Genomic DNA, 25297 nt, shown 5'->3' with positions numbered 1-25297 from the left:
GCAGGTGAGCAGTCATCCGTGCCCGAGCACGGATCACTCCTCACCTGACGCAGTCACACGGTGGCGCTCACGTCCACGCGGATGTTCCCGCGGGTGGCCTTCGAGTAGGGGCACAGCTCGTGGGCGCGGGCGACCAGCCGGTCGGCGGTCTCCTGCTCGGCACCCGGCAGGTGCGCGACGATCGCGACCTCGAGGCCGAAGCTCTCGGCGTCCGGGCCGAGGCCGACCTCGGCTTCCACGCTCGACGAGTTCACGTCGACGTCCTCGTTGCCGGCCGCGAGCTTGAGAGCCTGGTGGAAGCAGGCCGCGAAGCCCGCCGCGAAGAGCTGCTCGGGGTTGGTGGCCCCGCCGGGGCCGCCCAACTCCTTCGGCATGGCCATGTCCTGGTCGATGATCCCGTCGTCGGACTTCACGTGTCCGTTGCGGGCGTCCCCCGACGAGGTGGCCGAGGCGACGTACTTGATGTCCATGGCGCCCGGATACCCGGACGCCCGCGATTCACCAGGACGGTCGACGCTTCTCGACGAACGACGCGACGCCCTCCCGGCCCTCCGCCGACAGGCCGCGGTCGCCGATCGACTTCGCCTCGGCCTCGAAGTGGGTGTCGGTCAGCACGCCCCCGGCCGCGCGCACGAGCTTCTTGGTCGCCGCGAGGGCCTGCGGGGGACCGGCGGCGATCCCCGCGCTGATCGAGCCCACCTCGGCGTGCAGCGCCTCGTCGGGCACCACCCGCGAGGCCAGGCCCGCCGTCAGGGCCTCCGCGGCACCCATCGGACGGTTGGTGAGGAACATGTCGAGCGCCCGGGCTCGTCCGACCGCGGCAGGCAGCGTCGCGGTCATCCCGCCGTCGGGGGTCAGACCGATCGCGGTGTAGGCCGGTCGCAGGCGCGCGCCCTCGGCGAGGACGATCACGTCCCCGGTGAGCACCAGCGAGAGCCCGATACCGGCGGCCCAGCCCTGCACCCCGATCACCACGGGGACGGCGAGGTCCAGGAGGAGCCGCTGGCAGGCGTGGAAGTCGTCGGCGAGGGCCGACAGCGAGGAGTCCGGGTTCGCCGCGAAGCCGCGGACGTCGCCGCCGACGCAGAAGTTCGGTCCCTCCGCGACGATCTCCACCACCCGGGCGCCCTGCGCGGGGCCCTCGAGGGCCGCCCGGAACTGGGCGCCGAACTCGAAGTCGACGGCGTTGTGCCCGGCACCGTTCGCCAGCACCAGGCGGACGATCCCGTCCGCCGCCTCGACCCGTACCCGCACGTCCGCCACGTTCTCCTCCTCGATCACGCGATGTCGGCCGGAGCCTGCCACGCTGGGCGCGTCCGTGACGCGAGAGGAGACCGAGACCGTGCCCGACCTGCACATTCCCGCCGCCGAGGGTTCCCACCAGGAGGCCTACCTGGCCACCCCTGCGGGCCCCGGCCCGCACCCCGGCGTGGTGGTCCTGCAGGACGCCTTCGGCGTGGGCCAAAACGTGCGGGAGCACGCCGACCGGCTCGCCGCGGCCGGGTACGTGGCCGTGGCGCCGCGGCTCTACACCCCGCGCGGTGGCGGGATTCGCTGCGTCGCCGCGGTGTTCCGGTCGATGACCAGCGGCCAGGGTCCGGTGTTCGACGACATCGAGGCCGCCCGCGTCTGGCTCGCCGGCCGCGACGACTGCACCGGACGCATCGGCGTGATCGGCTTCTGCCAGGGCGGCGGGTTCGCGCTGCTCGCGGCCGCGCGCTACGACTTCGCCGCCTCCGCCCCGAACTACGGCCACGTCCCCACCGACGCCGAGCGCGAGCTCGAGGGCATCTGCCCCGTCGTCGCGAGCTTCGGGGCGAAGGACGCCTCCCTGAAGGGGCACCCGGAACGGCTCGAGGCCGCGCTGACCACGCTCGGCGTCGAGAAGGACGTGACGACCTACCCGACGGCGGGGCACTCCTTCCACGAGCGGTTCTACGCCGAGAGCCTGATCCGCCCGCTCGGGATGGGTTACGACGCCGCGGCCTCCGAGGACTCGTGGCGGCGCATCCTGACCTTCTTCGGGGAGCACCTGGCATGACCGAACCGGAGCTCGACAGCTACCTCATCGACATGGACGGTGTGCTCGTCCACGAGGAGAACGCCCTCCCCGGCGCGGACGAGTTCATCCGCCGGCTGGGACAGGCGGGCAAACAGTTCCTCGTCCTCACCAACAACTCGATCTACACGCCCCGCGACCTGCGGGCCCGCCTGCACGCCAGCGGCATCGACATCCCCGTCGAGAACCTCTGGACGTCGGCGCTCGCCACCGCCCAGTTCCTCGACGACCAGCGTCCGAACGGCTCCGCGTTCGTCGTCGGGGAGGCGGGCCTGACGACGGCGCTGCACGAGATCGGCTACGTCCTCACCGAGCGCGACCCGGACTACGTCGTCATCGGTGAGACCCGCACCTACTCGTTCGAGGCGATCACGCGGGCGATCCGGCTCATCGAGAGGGGCGCGCGCTACATCTGCACCAACCCCGACGCCACCGGGCCGAGCGCCGAGGGCACGCTGCCCGCCACCGGGTCGGTCGCCGCCCTCATCACGCACGCGACGCGGAAGAAGCCCTACTTCGTCGGCAAGCCCAACCCCCTGATGATCCGGGCCGGGCTGAACACGATCGGGGCGCACTCCGAGACCACGGCGATGATCGGCGACCGGATGGACACCGACATGGTCGCGGGCATGGAGGCGGGGCTCCACACGATCCTCGTGCTCACCGGGGTCACCACGGAGGCCGAGCTGGACCGCTATCCGTACCGGCCCAACCAGATCGTGCAGAGCGTCGCCTCGTTGGAGGTCGGCTCCCGGGGCTGATCCGGGTACTCCGCCCGCATGCCGGATGACTTCGAGGACCTCCCGTCCACGCTGCAGCGCTCGGACAAGAAGGCCCGTGACACGTACGCGCAGGCCAAGGAGTCCGCGGAGGAGAGCTACGGGAAGGGTGAGCGCGCGGGCCGCACGGCCTACGCCGCGCTCAAGCACACCCACGAGAAGGTCGGCGACCACTGGGAGCCCAAGGAGGAGTACGGCCCCTCCGACTCCCGCGCGGAGAGCGGCGGCGCCGACCCGGACGGGAAGCCGGCAGGTGGCGTCGACGCCAACGCCAGCAAGGAGCACCTGTACGAGCGGGCGAAGGAGCTCGACGTCGAGGGCCGCTCGACGATGGACAAGGACGAGCTCGTCGACGCGCTGCAGAAGGCGAACGACCGGGAGACCCGGAAGGCCCGCGAGTGAGCGACCCGGCCCGCGAGGACGCCGTCCCGACGTCGGGTCCTGCCGGACCCGCGTCGCCGCCTCCCGACCCGGCCGCACCCGCCGTCGGGACCGGACCCGCGGGGCTGGGCGACGCGCCCCTCCCGCCGCCGCCGACCGACGGGATCGGCATCGGGCGCGGCGGGCGCCCGCTCGGGCTGCCCGAGCTGCTGGTCGCCGCCGTGGTCTACGTCGCGATCCAGGCCCTGGCCGGGCTGGCGCTCATCACCGCGACCGGGGCGTTGCCGTCGGCGCCGGTGCTGCTCGCGATCTCCGCAGGCTCGGCGTACGGGGCGGTCGCGGTCGCCCTGGCGATGCGGGTGCGCTCCCTCGCGGCGATCGGTCTGCGCCGGGTGCAGTGGCGGACCGTGGGGCTCGCGGTGCTGCTCGGGCTCGCCGTCTGGGTCGCGTCGCGGGTGCTCATCTACGCGTACGTCACGGTCACCGGGGACACGACCGACCCGCAGGCGGCGCTCACCCAGTTCTCCGGCGGCGGCGCCGCGGTCTGGGTCGTGCTCCTCGGCGGCCTCGCGGTGCCGCTGGGGGAGGAGCTGCTCTTCCGGGGGATCGGGTACGGCGCACTGCGCCGGTTCGGCGTGGCCGTCGCGACGATCGTGTCGTCGCTGCTGTTCGCGCTCGCGCACGGGCTCAACGTCGTGTTCCTCGCGGTGCTCGTGCTGGCCGTGCTGAACGCCGTGCTCTACGAGCGAACCCGGTCGATCTGGCCGTGCTTCGTCACGCACGCCACCTTCAACCTGACGTCGTTCGCCATCCTGCTCATCGCGCTCTGACCCCCGCGACGAGGTGCACCCGCAGGCCGTCGGGGTGCGCCGGGTCGAACATCCAGGGGGTCTCCCGCCCGACCGTGGCGGCGTGCGTGCCGACGTCGTCGATCGCGGCGACGTCCCAGCCGTGAGCGGCGAGCCAGGCCGCCGGGGGCAGGGGAGGTCCGCTGCGGAACAGCGCGCCGACGGCCGCGCCCGTCCGGTTGTCCCGCTCGTCGGGCCAGCTGACGAGCGACGGCTCGCCGGCCGGGTTGCGCTCGAACCACTCGGTGACGAACCGGCTCCCCGGGGCGGCGAGGCCGGTCACGGCGTCGAGCAGCCGGTCGCTCTGCTGCTCGTCGAGGTACATGAGCAGGCCCTCGGCGAGGAACACCGTCGGGCGGCGCGGGTCCAGGCCAGCGGCGGTGAGCGCCGGGGTCCAGTCCTCCCGCAGGTCGACCCGGACGGTCACGCGGCGGGCCGTGGGGGCGGGCGCGTCGGCGACCGCCGCGTCCTTGAACGCCAGGACCTCCGCGGTGTCGACCTCGTACACGGTGACCGCCTCCGGCAGCCCGAGGCGCTGGGCGCGTCCGTCGAAGCCCGCCGCGAGCAGGACGACCTGGTCGACGCCGTCGTCGACCGCGGCGCGCACCTGCCGGTCGTAGAAGAGCGACCGCGTCACGAAGTAGGTCCCCAGCGCGGCCCACATCCCCGACTCCCGCCCGTCGGGCAGCCGCGCCGCGTCGCCCGCCCGGTCGACCGCGGCCCGGGCCCAGGGGTCGTCGAACAACGCGTGTTCCTGCGCCCGGGCGTAGGCGGTCATCAGGGCGGTCCAACCGACTCCGGCGGGCAGCTGCATGCTGGGTTGTCTAGCACGACTCAGCGGGTCTGCTCGATCGGGCGGACGAGGATCTCGTTCACGGCCACCCGCCGCGGCCGCGTGACCATGTAGACCACGGCGTCGGCGATGTCGGCCGCCTCCATCACGCCGAGCTCCCCGACCTCGCCGAGGGCGTCGTTGCCCTCGGTCAGCTCGCTGCGCACCAGACCCGGCTCCACGAGCCCCACCCGCACGTGCGCGGCCGCGAACTCCTGGCGCAGCGCCTCGGAGAAGGCACCGACCGCGTGCTTCGTCGCCGCGTAGACGTTCACCGCCGGGCCCGAGACCTTGCGCCCGGCCACCGAGGAGATCGTCACGACGTCGGCGACCCCGCGCTCCCCGGACGCGGCGCTCGTCAGGTGCCCGAGCGCCGCGTGGGTGGTGGCGAGGACGCCGTTCACGTTGACGTCGACCATCGTCCGCCACTCGGCGAGGTCGGCCTCGGCCGCCGGCGTCATCGTCCCGTAGCCCGCGTTGTTCACGAGCACGTCGAGATGCCCGTGCCGGGCGACGACGTCCTCCACCGCGGAGGCGACCGCCTCCGCGTCCGACACGTCCACCTCGTGGACCGTGGTCGCGGTCCCGAGCTCGCGCGCGAGTTCCTCGAGGCGTTCCCGACGACGGGCCAGCAGGGCCACCGTCGCCCCCTCGGCCGCGAGCGCCCGCGCGGTGGCCTCGCCGATCCCGCTCGACGCGCCGGTGACCGCCGCGACCACGCCGTCCAGTGCTCCACTCATGATCACCGGCTACCCGGAGGCCGGAACGGGCACCCCCGCCCGACCGCCCCGACACCGACGAGGAGCCCCATGACGACGGCAGCGGCCGACATCGAGATCCGCGACCCGGCGACCGACGAGGTGGTGGGCCGGGTCCGCCCGGCCGGCCCCGAGCAGGTCGACGACGCCGTCGGGCGCGCGATCGCGGCGGGCCGCGACTGGGCGCGGACCGCCCCGGGGGACCGGGCGGGGCGCGTGAAGGCGGCGGCGGCCGCGGTCCGCGAGGTCGCCGAGGAGCTCGCGCGCCTCAACGAGACCGAGACCGGCCGACCCTTCGACGACGGGCTGGGCGGCGTGCTCGCGGCCGCGGGCACGCTCGAGCAGTACGCCGAGCTCGGCCCGCTGCACCGCGGTCGGTCGCTGCAGGGCAACTGGTCGGCCACCGACCTCATGATCCCCGGCCCCCGCGGCGTGGTCGCGGTGATCACGCCGTGGAACGACCCCGTGGCGGTGGCCGCCGGCCTCATCGGGGCCGCGCTGGTCACCGGCAACACCGTCGTCCACAAGCCCTCCGAGCGCTGCCCCCACCTCGGGCGGCGGTTCGCCGACCTCGTCGCCGGGTTCCTGCCCGACGGGGTCCTCACCGTGGTCGACGGCGCCGGCCCCACGGGGGCGCTGCTCTCGGCGCACGCCGGGATCGACGTCGTCGCGCACGTCGGGTCCATCGCGGCCGGCCGCGCGATCGCCGAGGCGGCGGCGGGCACCGGCGCGAAGGTGCTGCTGGAGAACGGCGGCAACGACCCGCTGATCGTCGACGACGGGGTCGACCCGGTGTGGGCGGCCGGCCAGGTGGCGCTCGGCTCCTACGCCAACGGCGGACAGGTCTGCGTGTCGGTCGAGCGCGTGTACTGCCACGCGGCGGTGGCCGAGGAGTTCCTCGCCGCGCTGACCGAGGAGGCCACGCGCTGGGTCTACCGGCCGTCCGCCGAGGGCGAGAAGGCGCTCGGGCCGCTGGTGGACCGCCGCCAGCGCGAGCACGTCCACTCCCACGTCGCCGAGGCGCTGCGCGGTGGTGCCGTCGCGCACGTCGGCGGCGCGGTCCCCGACGGGCCGGGCGCGTTCTACCCGGCGACGGTCCTCTCCGGCTGCACCCCCGACATGCGCGTCCTGCGCGAGGAGACGTTCGGCCCGGTCGCCGCGGTGTGCGTGGTGGAGTCGTTCGAGCAGGCCCTGGCCGAGGCGATCGACGACCCGCACGGCCTCGCCGCGACCGTGCTCACCCCGGACATGGCCCACGCCCAGGAGGCGTGGCGGGCCCTGCCCGTCGGCACCGTCAAGGTCAACGCCGCGTTCGGCGGTGCGCCCGGGGGCGCGGCCCAGCCCCGCGGCCTGTCCGGCAGCGGCTTCGGGTACGGGCCGGAGCTGCTGGACGAGATGACGGCGACGAAGGTGGTGCACGTCGAGCCCTGCCCGACGCGAAACGGTCGGTAGTCGACGGTGACCATCCGTGGTCGTCGGCACCGGATGCGTCACCCCCGAACGGGTGATGTCGTTACGCCGACGTGATACCCGAGCCGCCCGCCGGTCCCGCCCCGGCCCCCGAGTCGGAGACCGCGCTCATCGAGCCGACCCCGAAGCGGCGGGTGCCGCGCGGGCCGGGCGTGCAGCCGGCGCACTCCCTGCTGGCGTTCGTCGTCTCCGCGGTGGCCGCGCTCGGCGTGGTCGTGGCCACCGGGGTGACGCCGGTGACCAGCCTCGCGGCGATGGCCGGGGTGGCGACGCTCCCGGCGGGCTCGTCGGCCGTCGCGGTCCCCGACGCGCCGGTGCTGCCGGTGCTGGGACCGGCCCCGGCGACCGGCGACACGGCGGCCGAGGCGCCCGACCCGGCGACCACGAGCCTGCGGACGTCGGCGGCGCCGGTCACCACGGTGCCGGCGCGGCCGGTCCTGCCCGTGCGCCCACCCGTCGCCGTCCCGGTGCCGCAGGTCCCGGTGGCGCAGCCGCCGGCGCCGGACCCGACCCGGGACCCGGAGCCGACGAAGGATCCGGCGCCGACGACGAAGCCGACGAAGCCCACGAAGCCCACGAAGCCGTCCGACCCGCCGTCGGAACCCGCGCCCTCGCAGCCCACCGGGCCGGCGGCGCCCGACGGCCGGTGAGCGGCGGACTCAGCGCATGAGCTCCACGAGGTCGCCCGGGAGCTGCTCGAGGGTGCGGTCCACGTCGGACTCGGGTAGCCACTCGCGCAGCAGCCGCAGGACCTGCTCCACCTGACGCTCCACCTCCTCGGCGTCCACCGAGTGCACCGCGCCGCTGACGGCGTCGACGAACTCGGCCCGCCCGATCGAGCGCGCCTGGTCGTCCGACGGGCGCTGCGCCCGCAGCTCGGCCGAGAGCTCCGGGGGCAGGCTGACGGTGAGGTCCTGGGCGAGCCCGGCGCTGACGGCCTTGCCGAACTCGTTCAGCGTCGCCCGGGTGAGCACCTCCGCCTCGCTCTCGGTCTCCAGTCCCAGCCGCCGCTGCACCTGACCCGCGAAGGCGTGCAGGGTAGCGCTCGAGCGGCTCGGGTTCGGGTCGTTCGGGTTCGGGTCGTCCTGGACGGGCGGGGTGGTCACGACGTGCTCCTCTGCTCGGTGCGGTCGGATCAGAATCCCTCGTCGGCGGCCTGCGAAACCCCCGATGACCAGCGCGCCCGGCGCTCCTCGGCCGACTGTTCCCACCACGCGGTCCCGCGTTCGCCGAGGGCGGTCTTCGCCGCGTGGACGCGGTCGCGGGCGCCGCGCTCCGCGCTCGGGTCGTCGGCCCTGCGTGCGGCGCCGACGTCGCGCCGGGCGGCCATGAGCCAGCGCCGTAACCGCGCGGCGTCGGCCTCGGGGATGTCCGGGTCGGTGGCCCGCCAGCGACGGCCGTCGATCACGACGTGGTGGCCGTCGGCCGTCCTCTCCGGGGGCGGCTTCTCCCCGCTCATGCGGACGGGACGGCGGCCACCCGGACCACCGCGTCGACGACCCGCTGCGGGGCGATGTCGAGGCACTCCTGGTCGAACGGGCACACGAGCTGGCGGCAGGGCGAGCAGCTCACCGACCGGGTGAGCACCTCGGCGGGCACGGTGCGCGGCGCGTACTGCCCCACCTCCTCGGTGCCCGCGAACAGCTCCACCACGGGCGTACCGACCGCGTCGGCGAGGTGCGCACCCCCGGAGTTGTTGACGACGACGGCGTCGGCACCCGCCACGAGGGCCGCGAGCCCGCCGAGGTCCAGCTCGCCGATCATCGTGACGGCGTCGGGCACCCCGGCGGCCGCACGCTCGACGAGGTCGGCCTCCTTCGCGGTCCCGGTGACCACCACGGTCCAGCCGCGCTCGGCGAGCCCGCGACCCGTCGTCGCGAACCGCTCGGGTGACCAGCGCCGGGAGGAGCAGCTCGCGCCGGGGGCGACGACGACGTAGCGCCCGGCCGGCGGGCCGGAGGTCGGCGCGGGGACGGTGACGGCGAGATCGGTGCCCCGGGATGGGACGCCGACCGCCGCGAGGACCTCGAGGGCCCGGTCGACCTGGTGGCCGGCGTCGGGCGGGGCCGGGACCCAGTGGGTGAGCGCGTCGCCCCCGAACTCCTTGCTGGTGCCGACCCGGACGCCGATGCCCGCCCGGCGGCAGAGCGCCGCGGCGGGCCAGGGCGACTGCGAGAACGAGGTGAGGACGACGGCGGCGTCGTAGTCGCGGGCGGCGAGGGTGGCGACGAGCTCGGCGTCGGGGTCGGGGTCCTCGGCCACGCCGACCCCGGGCAGGCGCTGCCAGGACACCGAGGCGACCACCACGTCGTCGAGCTCGGGGATCAGCGGGGCGGCGGCCGCGCCGGCCGGGGAGGCGAGCAGGTCGAGGCGGGCCCGGGGTGCCGCCGCCCGCAGGGCCCGCAGCGCGGGCACCGTCATGATCACGTCGCCCACGTTGTCCGGCCGCACCACGAGGACGCGCGCCATCGCCGTCCAGTCGGGGTCGTCGGTCCCGGGACGGTGGGCCGCGGGGTGGACGGGCAGCGGGGACGACGGAGACGTCACGGGGTGCAGGTACCCGCCGCGGCCCCGCTCACGCGAGAACCCCGTCGGCGGCACGTTTCCGGACATCGCCCGATCGGGACGCTCCGTGGCGTAGCGCACTGCTCCGTCCGGACGACACATCTCATGTCACTGCGTCACCGGCTCGTCACGAAACGTATCGACGAGCCGGACTCGGGGGGCGTGTCGTGCGCGCTGACATGCCCGGTCCCTCGTCTGCCACGAACACCCTGGAGTCCGCCATGTCCTCGACCACGACCCGTCTCGCCGCCGCCACGGCCACCGCTGCGACGGCCCTGTTCTTCCTGCCCGGCGGAGCCTCCGCGGCGCCCTCGCAGACCCTGCCGAGCCAGTGCGCGCAGTCGGGCAGCACCGTGACCTGCACCTACCTCGCCGCGGGCGGCCAGCAGACGCTGACGATCCCGACCACCGCCACCAACGTGCGGATCACCGCCCGGGGCGCGGCCGGCGGGGCGGGCGGCAACGGGGGCGGCGGGGCCGCCGGGGCGTCGGGCGGCAGCGGCGCGGTCGTCACCGCGGCGCCGACCACCGTGGCCGGGAAGACCCTCACGATCGCGCCCGGCGGGCAGGGCGGCGCCGGGACGAACGGCACGGCCGCGGGCGGTTCCGGGGCCGCGGGCGTCGGCTCCGGCGGCGGTGGCGGCACGGGCGGCTCCGGCAGCGGGGCGCTGGGCGGGGGCGGCGGTGGTGGTGCGGGCGGCAGCGCGTCCGCCGTCGCCGTGGACGGCACCCTGCTGACGGTCGCCGCGGGTGGCGGCGGCGGTGGCGGCGGTGCCGGTGGCGACTTCCCCGCCCGCGTGGGCGGCGCCGGGGGTGCGGCCGCCGCGGCCGGAGCGCCCGGCAGCGGCGTGAACGCGGCCCCGGGCGGCGCGGCGGGCGCGAGCGCCTCCGCGACCGGGGTGACGGCGACCAGCGCGGCCGCGTCGGCCCGCGCCGGTGGGGCCGGCGGCGGTGGCGGCGGTGTGCTCGGCGGTGGCGCCGGGTCGTCCGCGGCCAACACCGGCGGCGGGGGTGGCGGAGGCGGGACGAACCTCGGCACGGTGGCCGCCGCGACGAGCACCGGCGCCGGCCGTGTGACGGTCACCTACGACGGCCCGGTGGTGCGCGCGGCCGCCGTCCGCGGGGACGTCCGCTACGGCGCCGACGGCCGGGCCACGATCGACGTGTCCGGCGCGGCCGGCTCCGGGTCGGGCTCGCTGTCGGTCCGCGACGGCGACCTGCGTGCGGTCTCCCGCTCGATCACCTCGGTGACCAGCGACGGCCGCGGCACCGCGACCATCACCGGAACCGCCCTGCTCCAGAGCGGCGCCGTCGTGCCCTTCACCGCGACCGTGGTCGACGGCAACCAGCCCGGTGGGACGGGCACCGACTCGCTGAGCATCGCGTTCGGGAGCGCGACCACCGGCGGCACGGTCACCCGCGGGGACCTCGTGGTCCGCTGACGGTGATCTGACGCCGTCCGACCCCCCTCCGACCCCCTCCGACCGCACGGACGGGCCGTTCGTCACCCCCGACGGTGACGGACGGCCCGTTCGTGGTGCTCCGGGGTGGCGATCGGGGTACCGGAGCCCGTGCCCCCGCCCACCGTCGCGATGCTCCACGGCCGCGCCGACCCCGCCCACGACGGCGTCGCCGACTACACCGCCCGCCTCGTCGCCGCGCTGCGCGCCGCCGGCACCGAGGTCCACGACGTCCCCGTCGACCCCGGCCCCCGCGGCCTGCTCGCGGCGGTCCGCGCGGCCCGCGGTGCCGACGTCGTGCACCTGCAGTTCGCGCCGTCGGCGTACCGATTCTCCAGCTGGCCGGGCCTGCTCGGCGACCTCGTCGGCGCCCCGCTGGTCACCACCGTGCACGAGTACGGCTGGTGGGCGCCCCGCCCCTGGAGGCTGCCCGCCCGCCTCGGGTTCGCCGACCCCGAGAGCGGCCGGCTCGTCCCGCGCAGCGCCCGCGTCGTCACCACGAACGGTGCGCACGAGGCCGTCCTGCGGACGCGCTTCCCGACGAAGCCCGCGCTGCGGCTGCCCATCCCGCCGAACGTCGTCGTGGCCCCGCCCACCGATCGGGCGGCCACCCGCCGACGGCTCGGGATCGCCGAGGACGCGACGGTCGTCGTCTTCTTCGGGTTCGTGCACCCGGTGAAGGGGCTGCGCTACCTGGTCGACGCCGTCGCGCGCCTCGCGCCGGAGCACCCGTCCCTGCACCTGCTGATCGTCGGTGGGTTCACCTCGTTGGCCCTGCCCGACGACGAGGCGGCCACCTTCCGCGCGGAGCTCACGAAGCACGTCGCGGACGCGGGGGCGACCGACCGGGTCACGATCACCGGCCACGTCCCCGCCGAGGAGGTCTCGGCCGCGCTGAAGGCCGCCGACGTCGCCGCCTTCCCGTTCACCGCCGGCGCGACGACGAAGAGCGGTGCCCTGCTCGCGGCCTTCGACCACGGGCTCCCGACGATCGTCACCCAGCTCGAGCCGGACACCGAGCTCGTCGACGGCGGGACCGTGGTCGTCGCCCCCGCCGTCCGCGACGTCGACGTGCTCGTCACGGCCCTGCGCCGCCTGCTCGACGACCCCGCGCTCGCCGCCCGGGTCGCGGCCGGCGGGCGGGACCTGCTCACGGGACGGGACTGGGCGACGCTGGCCGCCCGCCACCGCGCGCTCTACGCGGAGCTCGGATGAGGACGCTCGTCGTCGACCTCCTCGGCGGACTCGGCGACCTGATCATGGTGCTGCCCTCGATCCACGCCCTCGCCGACGCCGATCCCGGTGGCGAGCTCGTCGTGCTCACCCACGCCCCGGGTGCGGTCCTGCTCGAGCGCGACCCCGCCGTGACCGGCGTGCGGATCGCGGAGAAGCACGCGGAGCGACCCGCCGTCGGGAAGGCCCTGGCGGAGCTCGCACCCGACCTCGTCGTGACCACCACCCGCTTCGACGGCATCGGCGACCTGATCGACGACGACGCCGCGTCCCGGGGCACGCGGGCGGTGACGAACCTGTGGCGGTCGCCGCCCGCCGACGAGCTGGTCGGGGAGCGCTACCAGCGGATCCTCGCCGCGGAGGGCGTGATCACCGGGCCACCGCGCCCGCCGCGGATCGTGCTCGCCGACGACGAGCAGGTGGCCGGACCCGCGCCCGGCACGGTCGTGCTCGTCCCGGACGCGGGGATGGCCGTGAAGCGCTGGCCGTGGTGGCGGGAGCTGGTGGCCACGCTCGGGGACCGGCCGGTCGTGGCCGTCACGCCCGTCGCGGGCGTCCCGACCTGGGAGCCGACCGACCTGCGCGGACTCGCCGCGCGGTTCGCCGCGGTGGGTCGGGTGGGCGGGGTCGTGGTGGGCGGGGACACCGGCCCGGTGCGGATGGCCGCGGCGGTCGGGGCGCCGACGGTGGCCCTGTTCGGCCCCACGCTCGCCAGCCGCTACGGGCTCGAGGAGGGCCGCAACCTGCAGGGACACCCGGAGTGCCCGGTCCGGCGCCCGACCGCGATCACGGAGCAGGAGTGCTGGTGGGAGGCGGCCTGCCCGTTCTCGACGACCGGTCCGGCCTGCCTGGAGGCGCTGCCGGCGGCGGCTGTCACCGCCGTGATCGGGTAACCAGGAGGCATGCGTTATCTGGAGCTGCCGACCACCAAGCGCTGGTCGGCCATCGGGCTCGGCACGTGGCAGTTCGGGTCGAACGAGTGGGGCTACGGCGGCGACTACACCTCGGGCCCCGACTCGGAGGCCGCGCGGATCGTCCGGCGGGCCCTCGAGCTGGGGATCACCGTCTTCGACACCGCCGAGGTCTACGGCTTCGGCCGCAGCGAGCGCATCCTCGGCGACGCGCTCGACCGGGCGGACGCCGACCCGGCGACCACCGTCGTCGCGTCCAAGGTGTTCCCGGTGTTCCCGGTGGCACCGGTCGTCGAGCAGCGCGGGGTCGCGAGCTCCGGCCGGGTCCGCCGCCCGCTCGACCTCTACCAGGTCCACCAGCCCAACCCGCTGATCGGCGACCGCCGCACCATGCCCGGGATGCGGACGCTCCAGGCCGCCGGGGTGGTCGACGAGGTCGGGGTGTCGAACTACTCCCTCGACCGCTGGCAGGACGCCGAGAGCGCGCTCGGCTCGCGGGTGATCTCGAACCAGGTCTCCTACAGCCTGGTCTCGCGCGACCCGGAGCGGGAGCTCCTGCCCTACGCGGCCGAGGCCGGCCGTGCGGTCATCGCCTACAGCCCGCTCGCGCAGGGCCTGCTCTCCGGGAAGTTCGATGCCGAGCACCGGCCGTCGAACCGGGTCCGGCAGATGAACACCCTGTTCCTGCCCGAGTCGCTGCGCCGCGCCCAGCCGCTGATCGACACGTTGCGCGAGGTGGCGGCCGCGCACGACGCGACGCCCTCCCAGGTCGCGCTGGCCTGGACGATCCACCGCCCCGAGGTGGTCGCCATCCCGGGTGCGTCGAGCGTCGAGCAGCTGGAGAGCAACTGCGCGGCCGCCGAGATCGTCCTGGCGCCCGACGAGTGGACGGCGCTGAACGAGGCCTCCGACCGGTTCTCGCCGGTGCGCGGGGTGTCGGCGGCCGTGGGGGTGGCGCGGGGGCTGACGGGCCTCTGAGTTCGCCCCGGGGTGTCAGCGGTGGCACACGGCTGACGTCCGGTGTCAGCGGTGGCACACGGCTGACGTCCGGTGTCAGCGGTGGCACACGGCTGACGCCCGGTGTCAGCGGTGGCACACGGCTGACGTCCGGGTCACGGCCCCACGGCCACCAGCATCGTCCGGTTGCGGGCGCCGGTCTTGCGCAGCAGCGAGCCGACGTGCTTCTCGACGGTCTTCGCCGAGATGCGCAGCGCCGTGGCGATCTGGCGGTCGGTCATCCCGCGGGCGACGAGGTCGCAGACCTCCCGCTCCCGCGTCGTGATGCCCCGGGTGCGGGGCGCGGCGGCGAGCCGGCCGAGCTGGTCGGGGCGGAAGGTCGACTCGCCCCGGCCGGCCGCGGCGACCACCTCGACCAGCCGCTCGCCGTCGTCCGGGCCCACGCAGCCCTTCGCGCCCGCCGCCACCGCGGTGCGCAGCGCGTGGTCGGCGCAGGCGTCCGCGAGCAGCACCACCGCCGGCGCGGTGGGCAGGGCGGCGAGCCGGTCCAGGGCGCCGGCGAGGTCGGCGGGCAGCAGGTCGGGCTCGACGACGAGGACGTCGGGTCCGAGCAGGCGGCAGGCGGCCGCGAGGTCCCGCGGGCCGGCGCCGAGGTCGACCTCCGAGACCATGCCGAGGTCGGGGGCGCCGAGCTGCAGCTGGCGCACCACGCCGGCGCGGACCACCGGCCGGCCGGCCGCCACGAGCACCGACGGCCGTGCGCGGCCCGGGGACCCGGACGGCGGGCCGCAGGGCACGGTGAGCCGCAGCAGCGTGCCCCCGTCGGTCCCGGCGCCGATCTCCAGCTCGCCGTCGAGCCGCCGGGCCCGGGCGCTCATCGCCACCAGCCCGCGCTGCGCGCCCACCGCGGCCTCCTGCGGTCCGCCCGGGCGGGTCGCGTCGAACCCCACGCCGTCGTCCTCGACGAGCACGGTGACCGTGCCGGGACCGTGCAGCACGCCGACCTGCACCTGCCCGGCCCGGGCGTGCGCGACCACGTTGACCAGCGCCTCCTGCACGACCCGGAGGATCTCCTCGGCGCGGGCGTCGTCGAGCGTCCCGGTCCCCACTGTGACCAGGTCGGTCCGGGCGACCCCCGCCCGCTCGACCCAGGCCAGCTCCTGGCGGACCGCCTCGAGCAGGGAGCGCCCGGCGAGCGGCCCGTGGTCGACGAGGGCGAGGGCGGCGTACTCGGCGAACAGCTCCGCGAGCGTCCGGTCGGCGGGGGAGAGGGCCACGTCGGCGTCGCCGGCCACGGCGCACACCCCGATCACGCGTGGTCCGCGCCGGACCGGGACCCCGAGCACCGTCGCGCCCGGCACGGTCGCGACGGCGGGTGCCCGGTCCCGGACGACGGCGGCGACGAGCTGCTCGGGTGGGGCGTCCGTCCCCTCCGCGACGTCGACGGCCCACGTCCCGGCCGCCTCGTCGACCCGCACCACCCACGCCGAGCGGGCGGCGGTCAGGCTGCGCAGCTGCGTGACCACCCGGCGCAGCAGTGACCCGGGCCCGCCGTCGGCCCGCGATCCGATCGCGCGCGACCCGACGAGCGGGCCGCGGGGATCGAGCTGCCGTGCCGGCGACGTCACCGTCATGCGTCCTCCTCGGACCCGACCCCGAGATCGTGATGCATACAAGATGCATCAATGCGGGCGAGAGTAGGGTCACACGGGCTCCCGGGCAAGGTGTCCGGCCGAGCGGGGCGAACGGGAGCCGGTGGCGGTGGACGTGACGCGTGCGGTGGTCTCGGCCAAGGAACGGGCCTATCGGCACACGAAGGCGGCGATCCTCGACGGCAGCCTCCCCGGCGGTGACCTCATCAGCGAGGGCCAGGTCGCCGAGGTGCTGGCGATGAGCCGGACCCCCGTCCGCGAGGCCTTCCTGCGCCTCGAGGCCGAGGGTCTCCTGCGCCTGTTCCCCAAGCGTGGCGCGCTCGTCGTCCCGGTCTCGCCCGCCGAGGTCGAGGCGGTGCTGGAGGCGCGCGAGCTCGTCGAGGGGCACGCCGTCGCGAAGCTCTGCGCGACGACGGAGCCCGAGCGGAGCGCGGTCGTCGCCCGGCTCCGCGAGGTGCTCGACGACCAGCGGGCCGCCTTCGCCGCGGGCGACGAGCGCGCGTTCGCGGAGGGCGACCGCCGCTTCCACACGGTGCTCGTGGAGAGCGCGGGCAACCCGATCCTCTCCGAGCTCTACGCCTCCCTGCGCGACCGTCAGCTGCGCATGAACCTCGGCTCCCTGCTCGGGCACGGCCCCGCGCGCGCCGAGGAGATCCTCGGCCAGCACGACGCGATCCTCGCCGCCCTCGGGCCGGACCGGACCGCCGAGGCCCACGGCCGGCTCTCCGAACACCTCGAGGCCACCCGGACCGCCGTCCTCGGGCGATAGGGGTTCCCGACGGCGGACCGGTGCCGGGCGGGTGCCTGCGCCGCGGCTCCCTCGGGGCCGCCCGGCGCCCTGTCGCGGGCTCACGTGGGCCGCCCGGCGGCCTGTCGTTCTGATTCACCACGACAAGGTGGGCGGGGTCGGGATGTCCCCCGCGACCAGGCGGGCGGGGTCGGGATGTCCCCCGCGACCAGGCGGGCGCGGCCACCCGGAGGGGCGGGCCGTCCGGCGCAACGGCGACCCCGCACCCGGGCTACGGGAGATCCCCCAGGGCCCGGAGGTGGGGACTCTCCCCGTGGCCCGGTGACCGGGCGCACTCCTAGCGTCGTGACGCCGGGCGCTCCGCCCGGTCCCGCCACGTGATCGGCCCAGCCTCCGTGGCGCTCCGTGCACCCCCGTGGAGGTACCCCATGCCGGGCCTGACCCTGGCCGACGCCCGCGCCGCGCTCGACGCCGGGCTCGCCGAGGCCGACGCGATCGGCCAGCCGATGAACGTGGCGGTGGTCGACGACGGCGGGCACCTGCTCGCGTTCGCCCGCCAGGACGGGGCGATCCGCGCGAGCATCGACATCGCGCAGCGCAAGGCCCGCACGTCGATCCTCATGGAGGCGCCGACCGCCGCGCTCATGCCGCTCGTCCAGCCCGGCGCCGAGCTCTACGGGCTCGAGCAGACCGCCGGCGGGATGGTCATCTTCGGCGGCGGCGTGCCGGTGTACCGCGACGGCGTGCTCGTCGGGGCCGTCGGGGTGAGCGCGGGTTCGGTGGAGCAGGACGTCCGCGTCGCCGAGGCGGCGGTGGCGGCCCTGACCAGCGCGGTGCCGGCATGACCCCGGCGCTGCGCCGCGAGCTCGTCGGCGAGTTCGCGGGCACGTTCATCCTCATCGTGTTCGGCACCGCCGCGGTGGCGCAGATGGTCGTCTCCGGCGGCGACGCGGGGGACTGGGCCACGCTGACCTGGGGTTGGGTCGCCGGCCTGATCATGGGTATCTACGTGGCCGGACGGCTCGGGGCGGGGCACCTCAACCCGGCCGTGTCGGTGGCCATGGCGGCCTACCGGCGCTTCCCCTGGCGCCACGTCCTGCCCTACACCGCGGCCCAGACCCTCGGGGCGTTCCTCGCCGCGCTGGTGACCCGCGGGGTCTACGGGTCGGGCATCACGAAGGTCGACCCCGGCCTGACGTCGGCCTCCCAGACGATCTTCTCCACCCTCCCGAACCACGGCGTCACCACGGCGTTCTTCGACCAGGTCGTCGGGACCGCGCTGCTGGTCTTCGTCCTGTTCGCGCTGCTCGCGACGCTGCAGGGCGCGGCGGGCCAGCTGCTCCCGCTCATGGTCGGCCTGCTGCTGCTCGGCATCGGGTTCGCCTGGGGCACCAACGCCGGCTACGCCATCAACCCCGCCCGTGACTTCGGCCCCCGCCTCGCGTCGTGGATCACCGGGTACGACACGGCCTGGGTGACGCCCGACGGCACGCCCTACTGGTGGCTCCCGATCGTCGCGCCGGTGCTCGGGGCCCTCATCGGCGGCGGTCTCTACGTCCTGCTCGTCGAGCGCCTCGAGGTGCCGGCCGCGGCCGACACCCCCGCCCCGGCCCCGACCCCGGAGTCGGCCGAGGCCCACGCCAACCCCGACCCGCGCCACCCCGCCGACGTGGTGGTCCCCGACGCCCGCGAGGAGGTCACCCGATGACGGTCGACCTGACCCCAGCCGACTACCCGCTCTCGATCAACCGCCCGGAGCTGCTGCGCACCCCCACCGGGAAGGCGCTCGCCGACATCACGATGGCCGCCGTCGTCTCCGGCGAGGTGACCGCGGAGGACCTCCGGGTCACCCCCGAGACCCTCGTGCTGCAGGGGCGGATCGCCGAGTCGGCGGGACGCCGCCAGCTCGGCGAGAACTGCCGCCGGGCGGCGGAGATGACCGCGATCCCGGACGCCGAGGTGCTCGCGATGTACAACGCGCTGCGCCCCAACGCCTCCAGCGCCGCGCAGCTCGAGGAGATCGCGACGCGGTTGGAGGGCACCTACTCCGCCACCACCTGCGCCGCGCTCGTCCGTGAGGCCGCCGAGGTCTACGCGGCCCGGAACCTGCTCGCCGACGACTCCGGGGAGTTCTGATGACCGCCGTGGAACCGCGCCCGCAGACCGCCGAGGTCCGCGCCTCGAAGCGCACCGAGATCCTCGAGAACCGCCCCGTGAACCTGGACGGCTTCGTCGAGGAGTGGCCCGAGAAGGGCCTCGTCGCGATGGAGTCCGACTTCGACCCGCAGCCGTCGATCCGGGTCGAGGGCGGCCGGATCGTCGAGCTCGACGGGCGGACCCGCGAGCAGTTCGACTTCATGGACACCTTCATCGCCGACCATGCGATCGACGTGGACACCTGCGAGCAGGCGATGGCCATCGAGTCGGTCGAGATCGCCCGCATGCTCGTCGACCCCCGCACGAGCCGGGCCGACGTCGTCGCCCTGGGCCGGGGGCTCACCCCGGCGAAGATCCTCGACGTCGTCAAGCTGATGAACGTCGTCGAGATCATGATGGGGATGCAGAAGGTGCGCTCCCGCCGGACGCCGGCGAACCAGGCGCACTCGACGAGCGCGAAGGACAACCCGATCCAGGTCGCCGCCGACGCGGCCGAGGCCGCCGTCCGCGGGTTCGCCGAGCTCGAGACCACCCTCGGCGTGCTGCGCTACGCCCCGCTCGTGGCGATCGGCCTGCAGGTCGGGGGCCAGGTCGGGCGCGGCGGCGTGCTCACCCAGTGCGCGCTGGAGGAGGCCACCGAGCTCGACCTCGGCATGCGCGGCATCACCGCCTACGCCGAGACGATCTCGATCTACGGCACCGAGTCGGTGTTCGTCGACGGCGACGACACGCCCTGGTCGAAGGCCTTCCTGGCGTCCGCCTACGCCTCGCGCGGCATCAAGATGCGCTTCACCTCGGGCACCGGCTCCGAGGTGCAGATGGGCAACGCCGAGGGCCGCTCGATGCTGTTCCTCGAGATCCGCTGCATCCTCATGGCCAAGGGCGCCGGTGTGCAGGGCCTGCAGAACGGCTCGATCTCCTGCATCGGCGTCCCGGGGGCCGTCCCCGGCGGTATCCGGGCGGTCGCGGCGGAGAACCTCGTCGCGAGCTGGATGGACCTGGAGTGCGCCTCGGGCAACGACCAGTCGTTCTCGCACTCCGCGATGCGCCGCACGAGCCGGCTCGTCCCGCAGCTGTTCTCCGGCACCGACTTCGTGTGCTCCGGCTACTCCGGGGTGCCGAACAAGGACAACATGTTCGCGGGCTCCAACCTCGACACCGAGGACTACGACGACTGGAACACCATCCAGCGCGACATGCAGGTCGACGGCGGGCTGCGCCACGTCCGGGAGGACGTGATCCTGCAGGTGCGCAACAAGGCCGCCCGTGCACTGCAGGCGGTGTTCGCCGAGCTCGACCTCCCGGCCATCACCGACGAGGAGGTGGAGGCGGCCACCTACGCCGACTCCAGCGACGACTACCCCGACCGCGACGTGCTCGCCGACCTCGAGGGCGCCCGCAGCGTCATGGAGCGGGGCGTCACCGGGCTCGACCTGGTCAAGGTGCTCGAGCGCAGCGGCTTCGGCGACGTCGCGGAGAACTACCTGCAGGTGCTGCGCCAGCGGGTGTCCGGCGACCTGCTGCAGACCGCCGCCATCTTCACCGGCGACTTCGTCCCGCTGGCCGCGGTGAACGACGCGAACGACTACGCCGGTCCCGGCACCGGCTACCGCCTGAGCGGCGAACGGTGGGAGGAGCTCAAGAAGCTCCGCCACGTCACCTCCGCCGAGAACCCCGAGGAGGAGGTCGTATGACGACCGCGACCGGCACCCGCACGCTGACCCTGCGCGAGATCGGGCCGGCCGAACGCGGTACCCGGCCCGAGGAGGTCGTCATCGCGCTGTCCCCGGCGTTCGGGGACCCGTTCACGAAGACGATCGTCGACGTCCCGCACGCCGAGGTGATCCGCCAGCTCCTCGCAGGGATCGAGGAGCAGGGCGGGGTGGCCCGGACGATCAAGGTGTACCGGACGGCCGACCTGGCCGCGATCGCGCACTTCGGGGCGAAGCTCTCCGGGTCCGGGATCGCCGTCGGCATCCTCGCCCGGGGCACCACGGTGGTGCACCAGCGCGACCTCGCCCGGCTCTCGAACCTGGAGCTCTTCCCGCAGGCCCCGCTGCTCGACGCCGAGGTCTTCCGCATGATCGGCGCCAACGCCGCGCAGTACGCCCAGAGCCGCTCGCCGCGCCCGGTGCCGACGCGCAACGACCAGATGGCCCGCCCCCGCTGGCAGGCCAAGGCCGCGCTGCTGCACCTCAAGGAGTTCGAGTGCATCGACCACGCGCGGGCGGCGGTGGAGGTCGAGCCCGTCATCACGCGGGTCGACTAGTGCGCCCACCTCTGGTCGTCGGGGTCGACGTCGGCAACTCCACCACCGAGGCCTGCGCGGCGGAGGTCGACGACGCCGGGCCCACGCGGCTCGCGTCGTCGCTCACCCCGACGACCGGGGTGAAGGGCACCCCGGCCAACGCGGCCGGGGTCGTCACGGCCGTGCGGAAGGCGCTGGAGGCCGCCGCCCGGCCGGGGGCGGTGGTCGACACGGTGCTGCTCAACGAGGCCACGCCGGTCATCAGCGGGCTGGCGATGGAGACGATCTCCGAGACCATCATCACCGAGTCCACGATGATCGGGCACAACCCGGAGACGCCGGGCGGCGAGGGCCTCGGGGTCGGGACGACGGTGGCCCTGGCCGAGCTCGGGGGCCAGGACGGACCCGTCGTCGTGGTGGTCGGCGCCGGCGCGGACTTCGACGACGTGGCCCACGCGCTGAACCGGGCCGTGGAGGCCGGGGTCGACGTCGTCGCCGCGGTGCTGCACGGCGACGACGCGGTGCTCGTGGCGAACCGGCTGACGCGTCCGGTGCCGGTCGTCGACGAGGTGGCGGCGGTCGACCGGGTGCCGCTGGGGATGCTCGCCGCCGTCGAGGTCGCCCCGCCGGGCCGGACGATCCGCACGCTCGCGGACTCCTACGGCCTGGCGTCGACCTTCGCGCTGGACGCCGAGCAGACCCGGCAGGTGTCGCCGGTGGCGCGGGCGCTCGCCGGGACGCGCTCGGCCGTCGTCGTCCGGACCCCTGAGGGAGACGTGACCGACCGGCGCATCCCCGTCGGCAGCCTGACCGTCTCCGGCGCGACCCGCTCGATCGACGTCGGCGTCGACGAGGGCGCCGAGGCGGTGATGGCGGCCATCGGACGGGTGGCGCCGCTGCAGGACGTGTCCGGCGAGCCCGGCACGCACGTCGGCGGGATGCTCGCGGCGGTCCGGGACACGATGGTCGACGTGACCGGGCAGCCCGCCGCGGAGATCCGGATCCGCGACGTGCTGGCCGTGGACACGATGGTCCCGGTGACGGTGCAGGGCGGGCTCGCCGGCGAGGTGTCCCGCGAGAACGCGGTGGCCCTCGCGGCGATGGTGCGGACCTCGCGCAGCCGGATGCAGGCGGTGGCCGACGAGGTGGCGGCGGCGCTGGGCTGCGACGTGCGGATCGGCGGCGTGGAGGGCGAGGTCGCGGTGCGTGGCGCCCTGACCACGCCCGGCTCGGCCGTGCCCGTCGCCGTCGTCGACATGGGCGGGGGATCGACCGACGCGGCGCTGCTCGACCGGGACGGCCGCACCGTCGCGGTCCACGTTGCCGGCGCCGGCGAGCTGGTCACGAAGCTGATCGACTCCGAGCTGGGTCTCGACGACCGGGAGGCCGCCGAGTCGGTGAAACGGCACCCGCTGGCGAAGGTGGAGAGCTTCTTCCACGTGCGCCACGAGGACTCCTCGGTGCAGTTCTTCGACGAGGCGCTGCCGCCGCACGTGTTCGGGCGGGTGGTGACGGTGACCCCGGAGGGTCTGGTCCCGGTCCCCGTGCGCCGCCCGGTGGAGGCGGTGCGCACGGTGCGCCGCGAGGCCAAGCGGCGGGTGTTCGTCGTCAACGCGCTGCGCGCGCTCGCCCAGGTCGCCCCGCAGGGATCGCTGCGCCTGCTCGGCTCCGTGGTGCTCCTGGGCGGCTCGGCGCTCGACTTCGAGATCCCGGCGATGGTCGCCGACGCCCTGGCCCCGCACGGCGTGGTGTGCGGGATCGGGAACGTCCACGGCACCGAGGGACCCCGCAACGCCGTGGCCGCGGGCCTCGTCGACGCCCACGCGGCCGCCCTGGTCGCCCCGTGAGCGGATCGTCGGAGGGGCCGCCGACCGTGCTCGTCGTCGCGCATCCCGACGCCCCGCCGGGCGTGCTGCGGGAGGTCCGGGCGGGCGCCGAGGAGCAGGGCGTGCCGACCGCGCTGCTGCCCGACGAGCGGTCCGCCGCGGATCCGGCCGCGCGGCGCGGGGCGGCGGACTCGCGGCTGCAGGTGGGGGTGGGGGTCGGCGCCGACGGGACGGTCGTGGTGCGGCACGCCCTCGTCCCGCACCCGGTCCTCACGCTGCCCGCCGACGCGGGTGCTGCCGGGCAGCGGCAGGCGGGCGCCGACGCGGCGCGGATCGTCGCGGGGGGTGCGCTGCGCGCAGGTGAGCAGAGGTCGCTATAGCGACGTCTTCTGCTCACGAGCCGGAGGCACCTCCAGCGCCGGCTCGATGAGCGCCCGCAGCGCGTCGCAGCCGGTCTCGACGCCGCGGCGCAGCCGGTCCGGGTCGGTCTCCAGCGGGTTGATCGTGTCCGCCCCCTCGGGCGGCCGGACCTCGAGCAGGTGCGGCGGCTCGTCGCCGGAGTCGAGGCTGGCCGTCGCGAGCCACTCGTCGTCGGCGCGCCGGGTCTCCAGCCGGTTGCCCAGCACGTGCACGAGCCCCGGCACCTTGGCCTGCCCGAGCCGGGCGACGAGCGCCTTCTCCAGCCGTGTCGCGTCGATCGCCTCCTGGTCGGCGCGACGGGTCCGCAGCATGAGCACGTGCGTCGCGCCCTGGTCCAGGGCGGTGTGGAAGGGGAGCGGCTCCGCGACGGCCGCGTCGACCAGGCGCCGGCCGTGGATCTCGATCGGCATCCCCGCGAGCAGCGGGACGTTGGCCGAGGCGCGCAGCGCGAGCTTGAGCGAGGCCGGGTCGGAGATCGTGCCGTGCAGGTCCAGTGCCTCACCGGTGTCGACGTCGGTGGCCACCGGGTGCAGCGGCACCTCGGCGTCGACGATCGCCTGCCAGTCGACCGGGACGATCTCCTCGCCGACCGTCTCGACGAGGTACTCGACGTCGACGACGGGACGGCCCCGCAGACCGCGGGAGGGCCGGGTGACCCGCTCCATCAGGCCCGGCTCCCACCAGCCCGCGCAGCACTTCTCGGTCTGCCCGCCGACCAGCCAGCTCCCGGCGAGCGCGCCCGCCGACGCGCCGTACACCGCGTCGAAGCACCGGGCGAGCCCGAGCCGTTCGAGGCCCAGCACCATCCCCGAGGAGTAGGTCGCCCGGCTCCCGCCGCCCTCGATCGCGAGGGCCACGCGGTGCCCGTCGGTCCGGTCCGCCGGGCCCGACCCCTCGGCGCGGCGGGCGGCGAGGACCTCGAGGACACGATGGCGTCGCGACACACCGGACATCCTTACGGGTGCACGCCCGTACGGCGAGACGGACGTCCGACTCCTCCGTGCGGTGCAGCGGTGATCACCGGTCGTGACCGGGCCCGCACCGACAGGCGACAGGGCCCTGTTCTGTCGAGGGCCCTCGTCCGACCCTGCGTCGAAGAATGGGGGGACACGATTCCCGACGGGGTGGAACTGTGTCGTGCGAGGTGTCCGGAACTCGATCGGTGAGAACTCAGGGGGCGGTACGACCACGACGATTCATCAGGGAGTCGAACGGATGACCATCACGCCGGACATGGTGAAGGACCTGCGGGGGACCCAGGTCTTCGACCGCGACGACGAGAAGATCGGCAAGGTCGGCGAGGTTTACGTCGACAATTCCAGCGGTGAGCCGAAGTGGGTCACCGTGAACACGGGCCTGTTCGGGACCACCGAGAGCTTCGTGCCGCTCGACGGGGCGAAGCAGGGCCGCGACGGCCTGCACGTGGCGCCGGCCAAGAAGATGATCAAGGACGCGCCGCGCTCGGCCGACGACTCCGGCGAGCTCTCGGAGACCGGCGAGCGGGAGCTCTACGACCACTACGGGCTGGCGGCCCCGACCGGCCGCCACGGCGACGCCGACGCCCGCCGGCAGGACGGCCGGGACCGCGACCAGCGCACCGACCGCCACGGCGACCAGGGCATGACGCTGTCCGAGGAGCGCCTGGCGGTCGGCAAGGAGTCCGTCGAGACCGGCCGGGTCCGGCTGCGCAAGTACGTCGTCACCGAGAACCAGACCGTCGAGGTCCCGGTCAGCCACGAGGAGGTCCGGCTCGAGCGCGAGCCGGTGCGCGACGGCGCGCGCCCGGGCTCGATCGGTGAGGACGAGCAGACCGTGACGCTGCACGCCGAGCGCGCGACGGTGGACAAGCAGGCCCACGCGGTGGAGAACGTGCGCCTCGCCACGGAGACCGTGACCGAGAACCAGACGTTCTCCGAGGACGTCCGCAAGGAGCGCGTGGACGTCGACGACGAGAACGGCGTCATGACCGACGGGAAGAAGCGTCGCCACTGAG

General features: G+C 75.2%; 28 protein-coding genes. 19 read left to right on the top strand and 9 right to left on the bottom strand.

Translation table 11 applies throughout. The annotated features are described in order from the left end of the window. Window positions 1-53: 53 nt before the first annotated feature. Both QSK00_RS19025 and QSK00_RS19020 read right to left on the bottom strand, forming a co-directional pair. Window positions 54-470 carry an organic hydroperoxide resistance protein gene (locus QSK00_RS19025; RefSeq protein ID WP_285592936.1) on the bottom strand — a complete coding sequence of 139 codons (417 nt, stop codon included), beginning with the start codon at window positions 468-470 and terminating at the stop codon, window positions 54-56. Window positions 471-498: 28 nt separating this feature from the next. Next, complete coding sequence (locus QSK00_RS19020) at window positions 499-1263, bottom strand: enoyl-CoA hydratase/isomerase family protein (RefSeq protein ID WP_285592934.1); 765 nt, start codon at window positions 1261-1263, stop codon at window positions 499-501. A gap of 55 nt (window positions 1264-1318) precedes the next feature. On the opposite strand from QSK00_RS19020, the gene QSK00_RS19015 reads away from it, so the two are divergent. The 4 genes from QSK00_RS19015 to QSK00_RS19000 are packed head-to-tail and all read left to right on the top strand — an operon-like array spanning window position 1319 to window position 4049. Continuing rightward, the gene (locus tag QSK00_RS19015; RefSeq protein ID WP_285592932.1) at window positions 1319-2041 is read left to right on the top strand and encodes a dienelactone hydrolase family protein; all 723 of its coding nucleotides are present in this window, start codon (window positions 1319-1321) and stop codon (window positions 2039-2041) included. Next, on the top strand, window positions 2038-2820 hold the full coding sequence (locus tag QSK00_RS19010; protein ID WP_285592930.1) for an HAD-IIA family hydrolase: 783 nt from the start codon (window positions 2038-2040) through the stop codon (window positions 2818-2820). Before QSK00_RS19015 ends, QSK00_RS19010 begins: the two co-directional genes overlap by 4 nt. Window positions 2821-2838: 18 nt before the next feature. Then, window positions 2839-3240, top strand: coding sequence for a ChaB family protein (locus QSK00_RS19005; protein WP_285592929.1), 402 nt, complete (start codon window positions 2839-2841; stop codon window positions 3238-3240). Then, entirely contained in the window at window positions 3237-4049 is an 813-nt protein-coding gene (locus QSK00_RS19000; RefSeq protein ID WP_285592927.1) for a CPBP family intramembrane glutamic endopeptidase, read from the top strand. The genes QSK00_RS19005 and QSK00_RS19000 overlap by 4 nt, the downstream gene beginning before the upstream one ends. Here the strand turns inward: QSK00_RS19000 and QSK00_RS18995 are convergent. Next, window positions 4036-4881, bottom strand: a complete 846-nt coding sequence (locus QSK00_RS18995) for an SAM-dependent methyltransferase (RefSeq protein WP_285592925.1) — start codon at window positions 4879-4881, stop codon at window positions 4036-4038. The genes QSK00_RS19000 and QSK00_RS18995 overlap by 14 nt on opposite strands. Window positions 4882-4901: 20 nt before the next feature. Further along, window positions 4902-5639 (bottom strand): SDR family oxidoreductase, encoded by a 738-nt coding sequence (locus tag QSK00_RS18990; protein ID WP_285592922.1) that lies wholly within the window; start codon window positions 5637-5639, stop codon window positions 4902-4904. A 69-nt stretch (window positions 5640-5708) separates the two neighbouring features. Here QSK00_RS18990 and QSK00_RS18985 point away from each other — a divergent pair, with 69 nt between their 5' ends. Together QSK00_RS18985 and QSK00_RS18980 are read left to right on the top strand one after the other, a co-directional pair. After that, a complete protein-coding gene (locus tag QSK00_RS18985; protein WP_285592920.1) occupies window positions 5709-7109 on the top strand; it encodes an aldehyde dehydrogenase family protein in 1401 nt (466 codons plus the stop codon). Window positions 7110-7180: 71 nt separating this feature from the next. Continuing rightward, on the top strand, window positions 7181-7777 hold the full coding sequence (locus QSK00_RS18980; RefSeq protein ID WP_285592918.1) for a hypothetical protein: 597 nt from the start codon (window positions 7181-7183) through the stop codon (window positions 7775-7777). 9 nt (window positions 7778-7786) lie between these two features. Here QSK00_RS18980 and QSK00_RS18975 read toward each other — a convergent pair whose 3' ends face one another. From QSK00_RS18975 to QSK00_RS18965, 3 genes are read right to left on the bottom strand one after another with little or no spacing between them, the layout of a single operon-like run. Then, the gene (locus tag QSK00_RS18975; RefSeq protein ID WP_285592916.1) at window positions 7787-8233 is read right to left on the bottom strand and encodes a DUF2267 domain-containing protein; all 447 of its coding nucleotides are present in this window, start codon (window positions 8231-8233) and stop codon (window positions 7787-7789) included. 29 nt (window positions 8234-8262) lie between these two features. Further along, on the bottom strand, window positions 8263-8586 hold the full coding sequence (locus QSK00_RS18970; RefSeq protein WP_285592914.1) for a hypothetical protein: 324 nt from the start codon (window positions 8584-8586) through the stop codon (window positions 8263-8265). Beyond that, window positions 8583-9740: a glycosyltransferase family 9 protein gene (locus tag QSK00_RS18965; RefSeq protein ID WP_285592912.1), complete on the bottom strand. Its 1158-nt coding sequence runs from the start codon at window positions 9738-9740 to the stop codon at window positions 8583-8585. The genes QSK00_RS18970 and QSK00_RS18965 overlap by 4 nt, the downstream gene beginning before the upstream one ends. 173 nt (window positions 9741-9913) lie before the next feature. Here QSK00_RS18965 and QSK00_RS18960 point away from each other — a divergent pair, with 173 nt between their 5' ends. The 4 genes from QSK00_RS18960 to QSK00_RS18945 all read left to right on the top strand — a co-directional run bounded on the left by QSK00_RS18960 (window position 9914) and on the right by QSK00_RS18945 (window position 14274). Continuing rightward, window positions 9914-11134 (top strand): hypothetical protein, encoded by a 1221-nt coding sequence (locus QSK00_RS18960; protein ID WP_285592910.1) that lies wholly within the window; start codon window positions 9914-9916, stop codon window positions 11132-11134. Between the two features lie 105 nt (window positions 11135-11239). Next, window positions 11240-12367: a glycosyltransferase family 4 protein gene (locus QSK00_RS18955; protein WP_285592908.1), complete on the top strand. Its 1128-nt coding sequence runs from the start codon at window positions 11240-11242 to the stop codon at window positions 12365-12367. Next, a complete protein-coding gene (locus tag QSK00_RS18950; protein WP_285592906.1) occupies window positions 12364-13278 on the top strand; it encodes a glycosyltransferase family 9 protein in 915 nt (304 codons plus the stop codon). Before QSK00_RS18955 ends, QSK00_RS18950 begins: the two co-directional genes overlap by 4 nt. Window positions 13279-13287: 9 nt before the next feature. Continuing rightward, the gene (locus QSK00_RS18945; RefSeq protein ID WP_285592904.1) at window positions 13288-14274 is read left to right on the top strand and encodes an aldo/keto reductase; all 987 of its coding nucleotides are present in this window, start codon (window positions 13288-13290) and stop codon (window positions 14272-14274) included. 134 nt (window positions 14275-14408) lie between these two features. On the opposite strand, the gene QSK00_RS18940 is transcribed toward QSK00_RS18945, so the two are convergent. After that, entirely contained in the window at window positions 14409-15887 is a 1479-nt protein-coding gene (locus tag QSK00_RS18940) for a LuxR C-terminal-related transcriptional regulator (RefSeq protein ID WP_285592902.1), read from the bottom strand. A 127-nt stretch (window positions 15888-16014) separates the two neighbouring features. On the opposite strand from QSK00_RS18940, the gene QSK00_RS18935 reads away from it, so the two are divergent. From QSK00_RS18935 to QSK00_RS18900, 8 genes are all read left to right on the top strand, one after another. Continuing rightward, window positions 16015-16674, top strand: a complete 660-nt coding sequence (locus tag QSK00_RS18935) for a GntR family transcriptional regulator (protein WP_285592900.1) — start codon at window positions 16015-16017, stop codon at window positions 16672-16674. Between the two features lie 407 nt (window positions 16675-17081). Further along, entirely contained in the window at window positions 17082-17498 is a 417-nt protein-coding gene (locus QSK00_RS18930; RefSeq protein ID WP_285592898.1) for a GlcG/HbpS family heme-binding protein, read from the top strand. After that, on the top strand, window positions 17495-18361 hold the full coding sequence (locus QSK00_RS18925) for an MIP/aquaporin family protein (protein WP_285592896.1): 867 nt from the start codon (window positions 17495-17497) through the stop codon (window positions 18359-18361). Before QSK00_RS18930 ends, QSK00_RS18925 begins: the two co-directional genes overlap by 4 nt. Next, the gene (locus QSK00_RS18920; protein WP_285592894.1) at window positions 18358-18789 is read left to right on the top strand and encodes a diol dehydratase small subunit; all 432 of its coding nucleotides are present in this window, start codon (window positions 18358-18360) and stop codon (window positions 18787-18789) included. Before QSK00_RS18925 ends, QSK00_RS18920 begins: the two co-directional genes overlap by 4 nt. Further along, on the top strand, window positions 18789-20504 hold the full coding sequence (locus tag QSK00_RS18915) for a propanediol/glycerol family dehydratase large subunit (RefSeq protein ID WP_285592892.1): 1716 nt from the start codon (window positions 18789-18791) through the stop codon (window positions 20502-20504). Before QSK00_RS18920 ends, QSK00_RS18915 begins: the two co-directional genes overlap by 1 nt. After that, window positions 20501-21079: a propanediol/glycerol family dehydratase medium subunit gene (locus QSK00_RS18910; protein WP_285592890.1), complete on the top strand. Its 579-nt coding sequence runs from the start codon at window positions 20501-20503 to the stop codon at window positions 21077-21079. Before QSK00_RS18915 ends, QSK00_RS18910 begins: the two co-directional genes overlap by 4 nt. Continuing rightward, entirely contained in the window at window positions 21079-22905 is a 1827-nt protein-coding gene (locus QSK00_RS18905) for a diol dehydratase reactivase subunit alpha (protein ID WP_285592888.1), read from the top strand. The genes QSK00_RS18910 and QSK00_RS18905 overlap by 1 nt, the downstream gene beginning before the upstream one ends. Beyond that, window positions 22902-23264: a glycerol dehydratase reactivase beta/small subunit family protein gene (locus tag QSK00_RS18900; RefSeq protein ID WP_285592886.1), complete on the top strand. Its 363-nt coding sequence runs from the start codon at window positions 22902-22904 to the stop codon at window positions 23262-23264. The genes QSK00_RS18905 and QSK00_RS18900 overlap by 4 nt, the downstream gene beginning before the upstream one ends. On the opposite strand, the gene QSK00_RS18895 is transcribed toward QSK00_RS18900, so the two are convergent. After that, window positions 23259-24248 carry a patatin-like phospholipase family protein gene (locus tag QSK00_RS18895; RefSeq protein ID WP_285592884.1) on the bottom strand — a complete coding sequence of 330 codons (990 nt, stop codon included), beginning with the start codon at window positions 24246-24248 and terminating at the stop codon, window positions 23259-23261. The genes QSK00_RS18900 and QSK00_RS18895 overlap by 6 nt on opposite strands. Before the next feature lie 271 nt (window positions 24249-24519). On the opposite strand from QSK00_RS18895, the gene QSK00_RS18890 reads away from it, so the two are divergent. Next, window positions 24520-25296 carry a DUF2382 domain-containing protein gene (locus QSK00_RS18890; protein ID WP_285592882.1) on the top strand — a complete coding sequence of 259 codons (777 nt, stop codon included), beginning with the start codon at window positions 24520-24522 and terminating at the stop codon, window positions 25294-25296. Window position 25297 lies beyond the last annotated feature (1 nt).

The sequence above is a fragment of the Actinomycetospora sp. NBRC 106378 genome (genome assembly GCF_030269685.1).
Lineage (GTDB): Bacteria > Actinomycetota > Actinomycetes > Mycobacteriales > Pseudonocardiaceae > Actinomycetospora.
The sequence above is the reverse complement of the archived record's forward strand: the minus strand, read 5'-3'. Positions and strand labels throughout refer to the sequence as shown.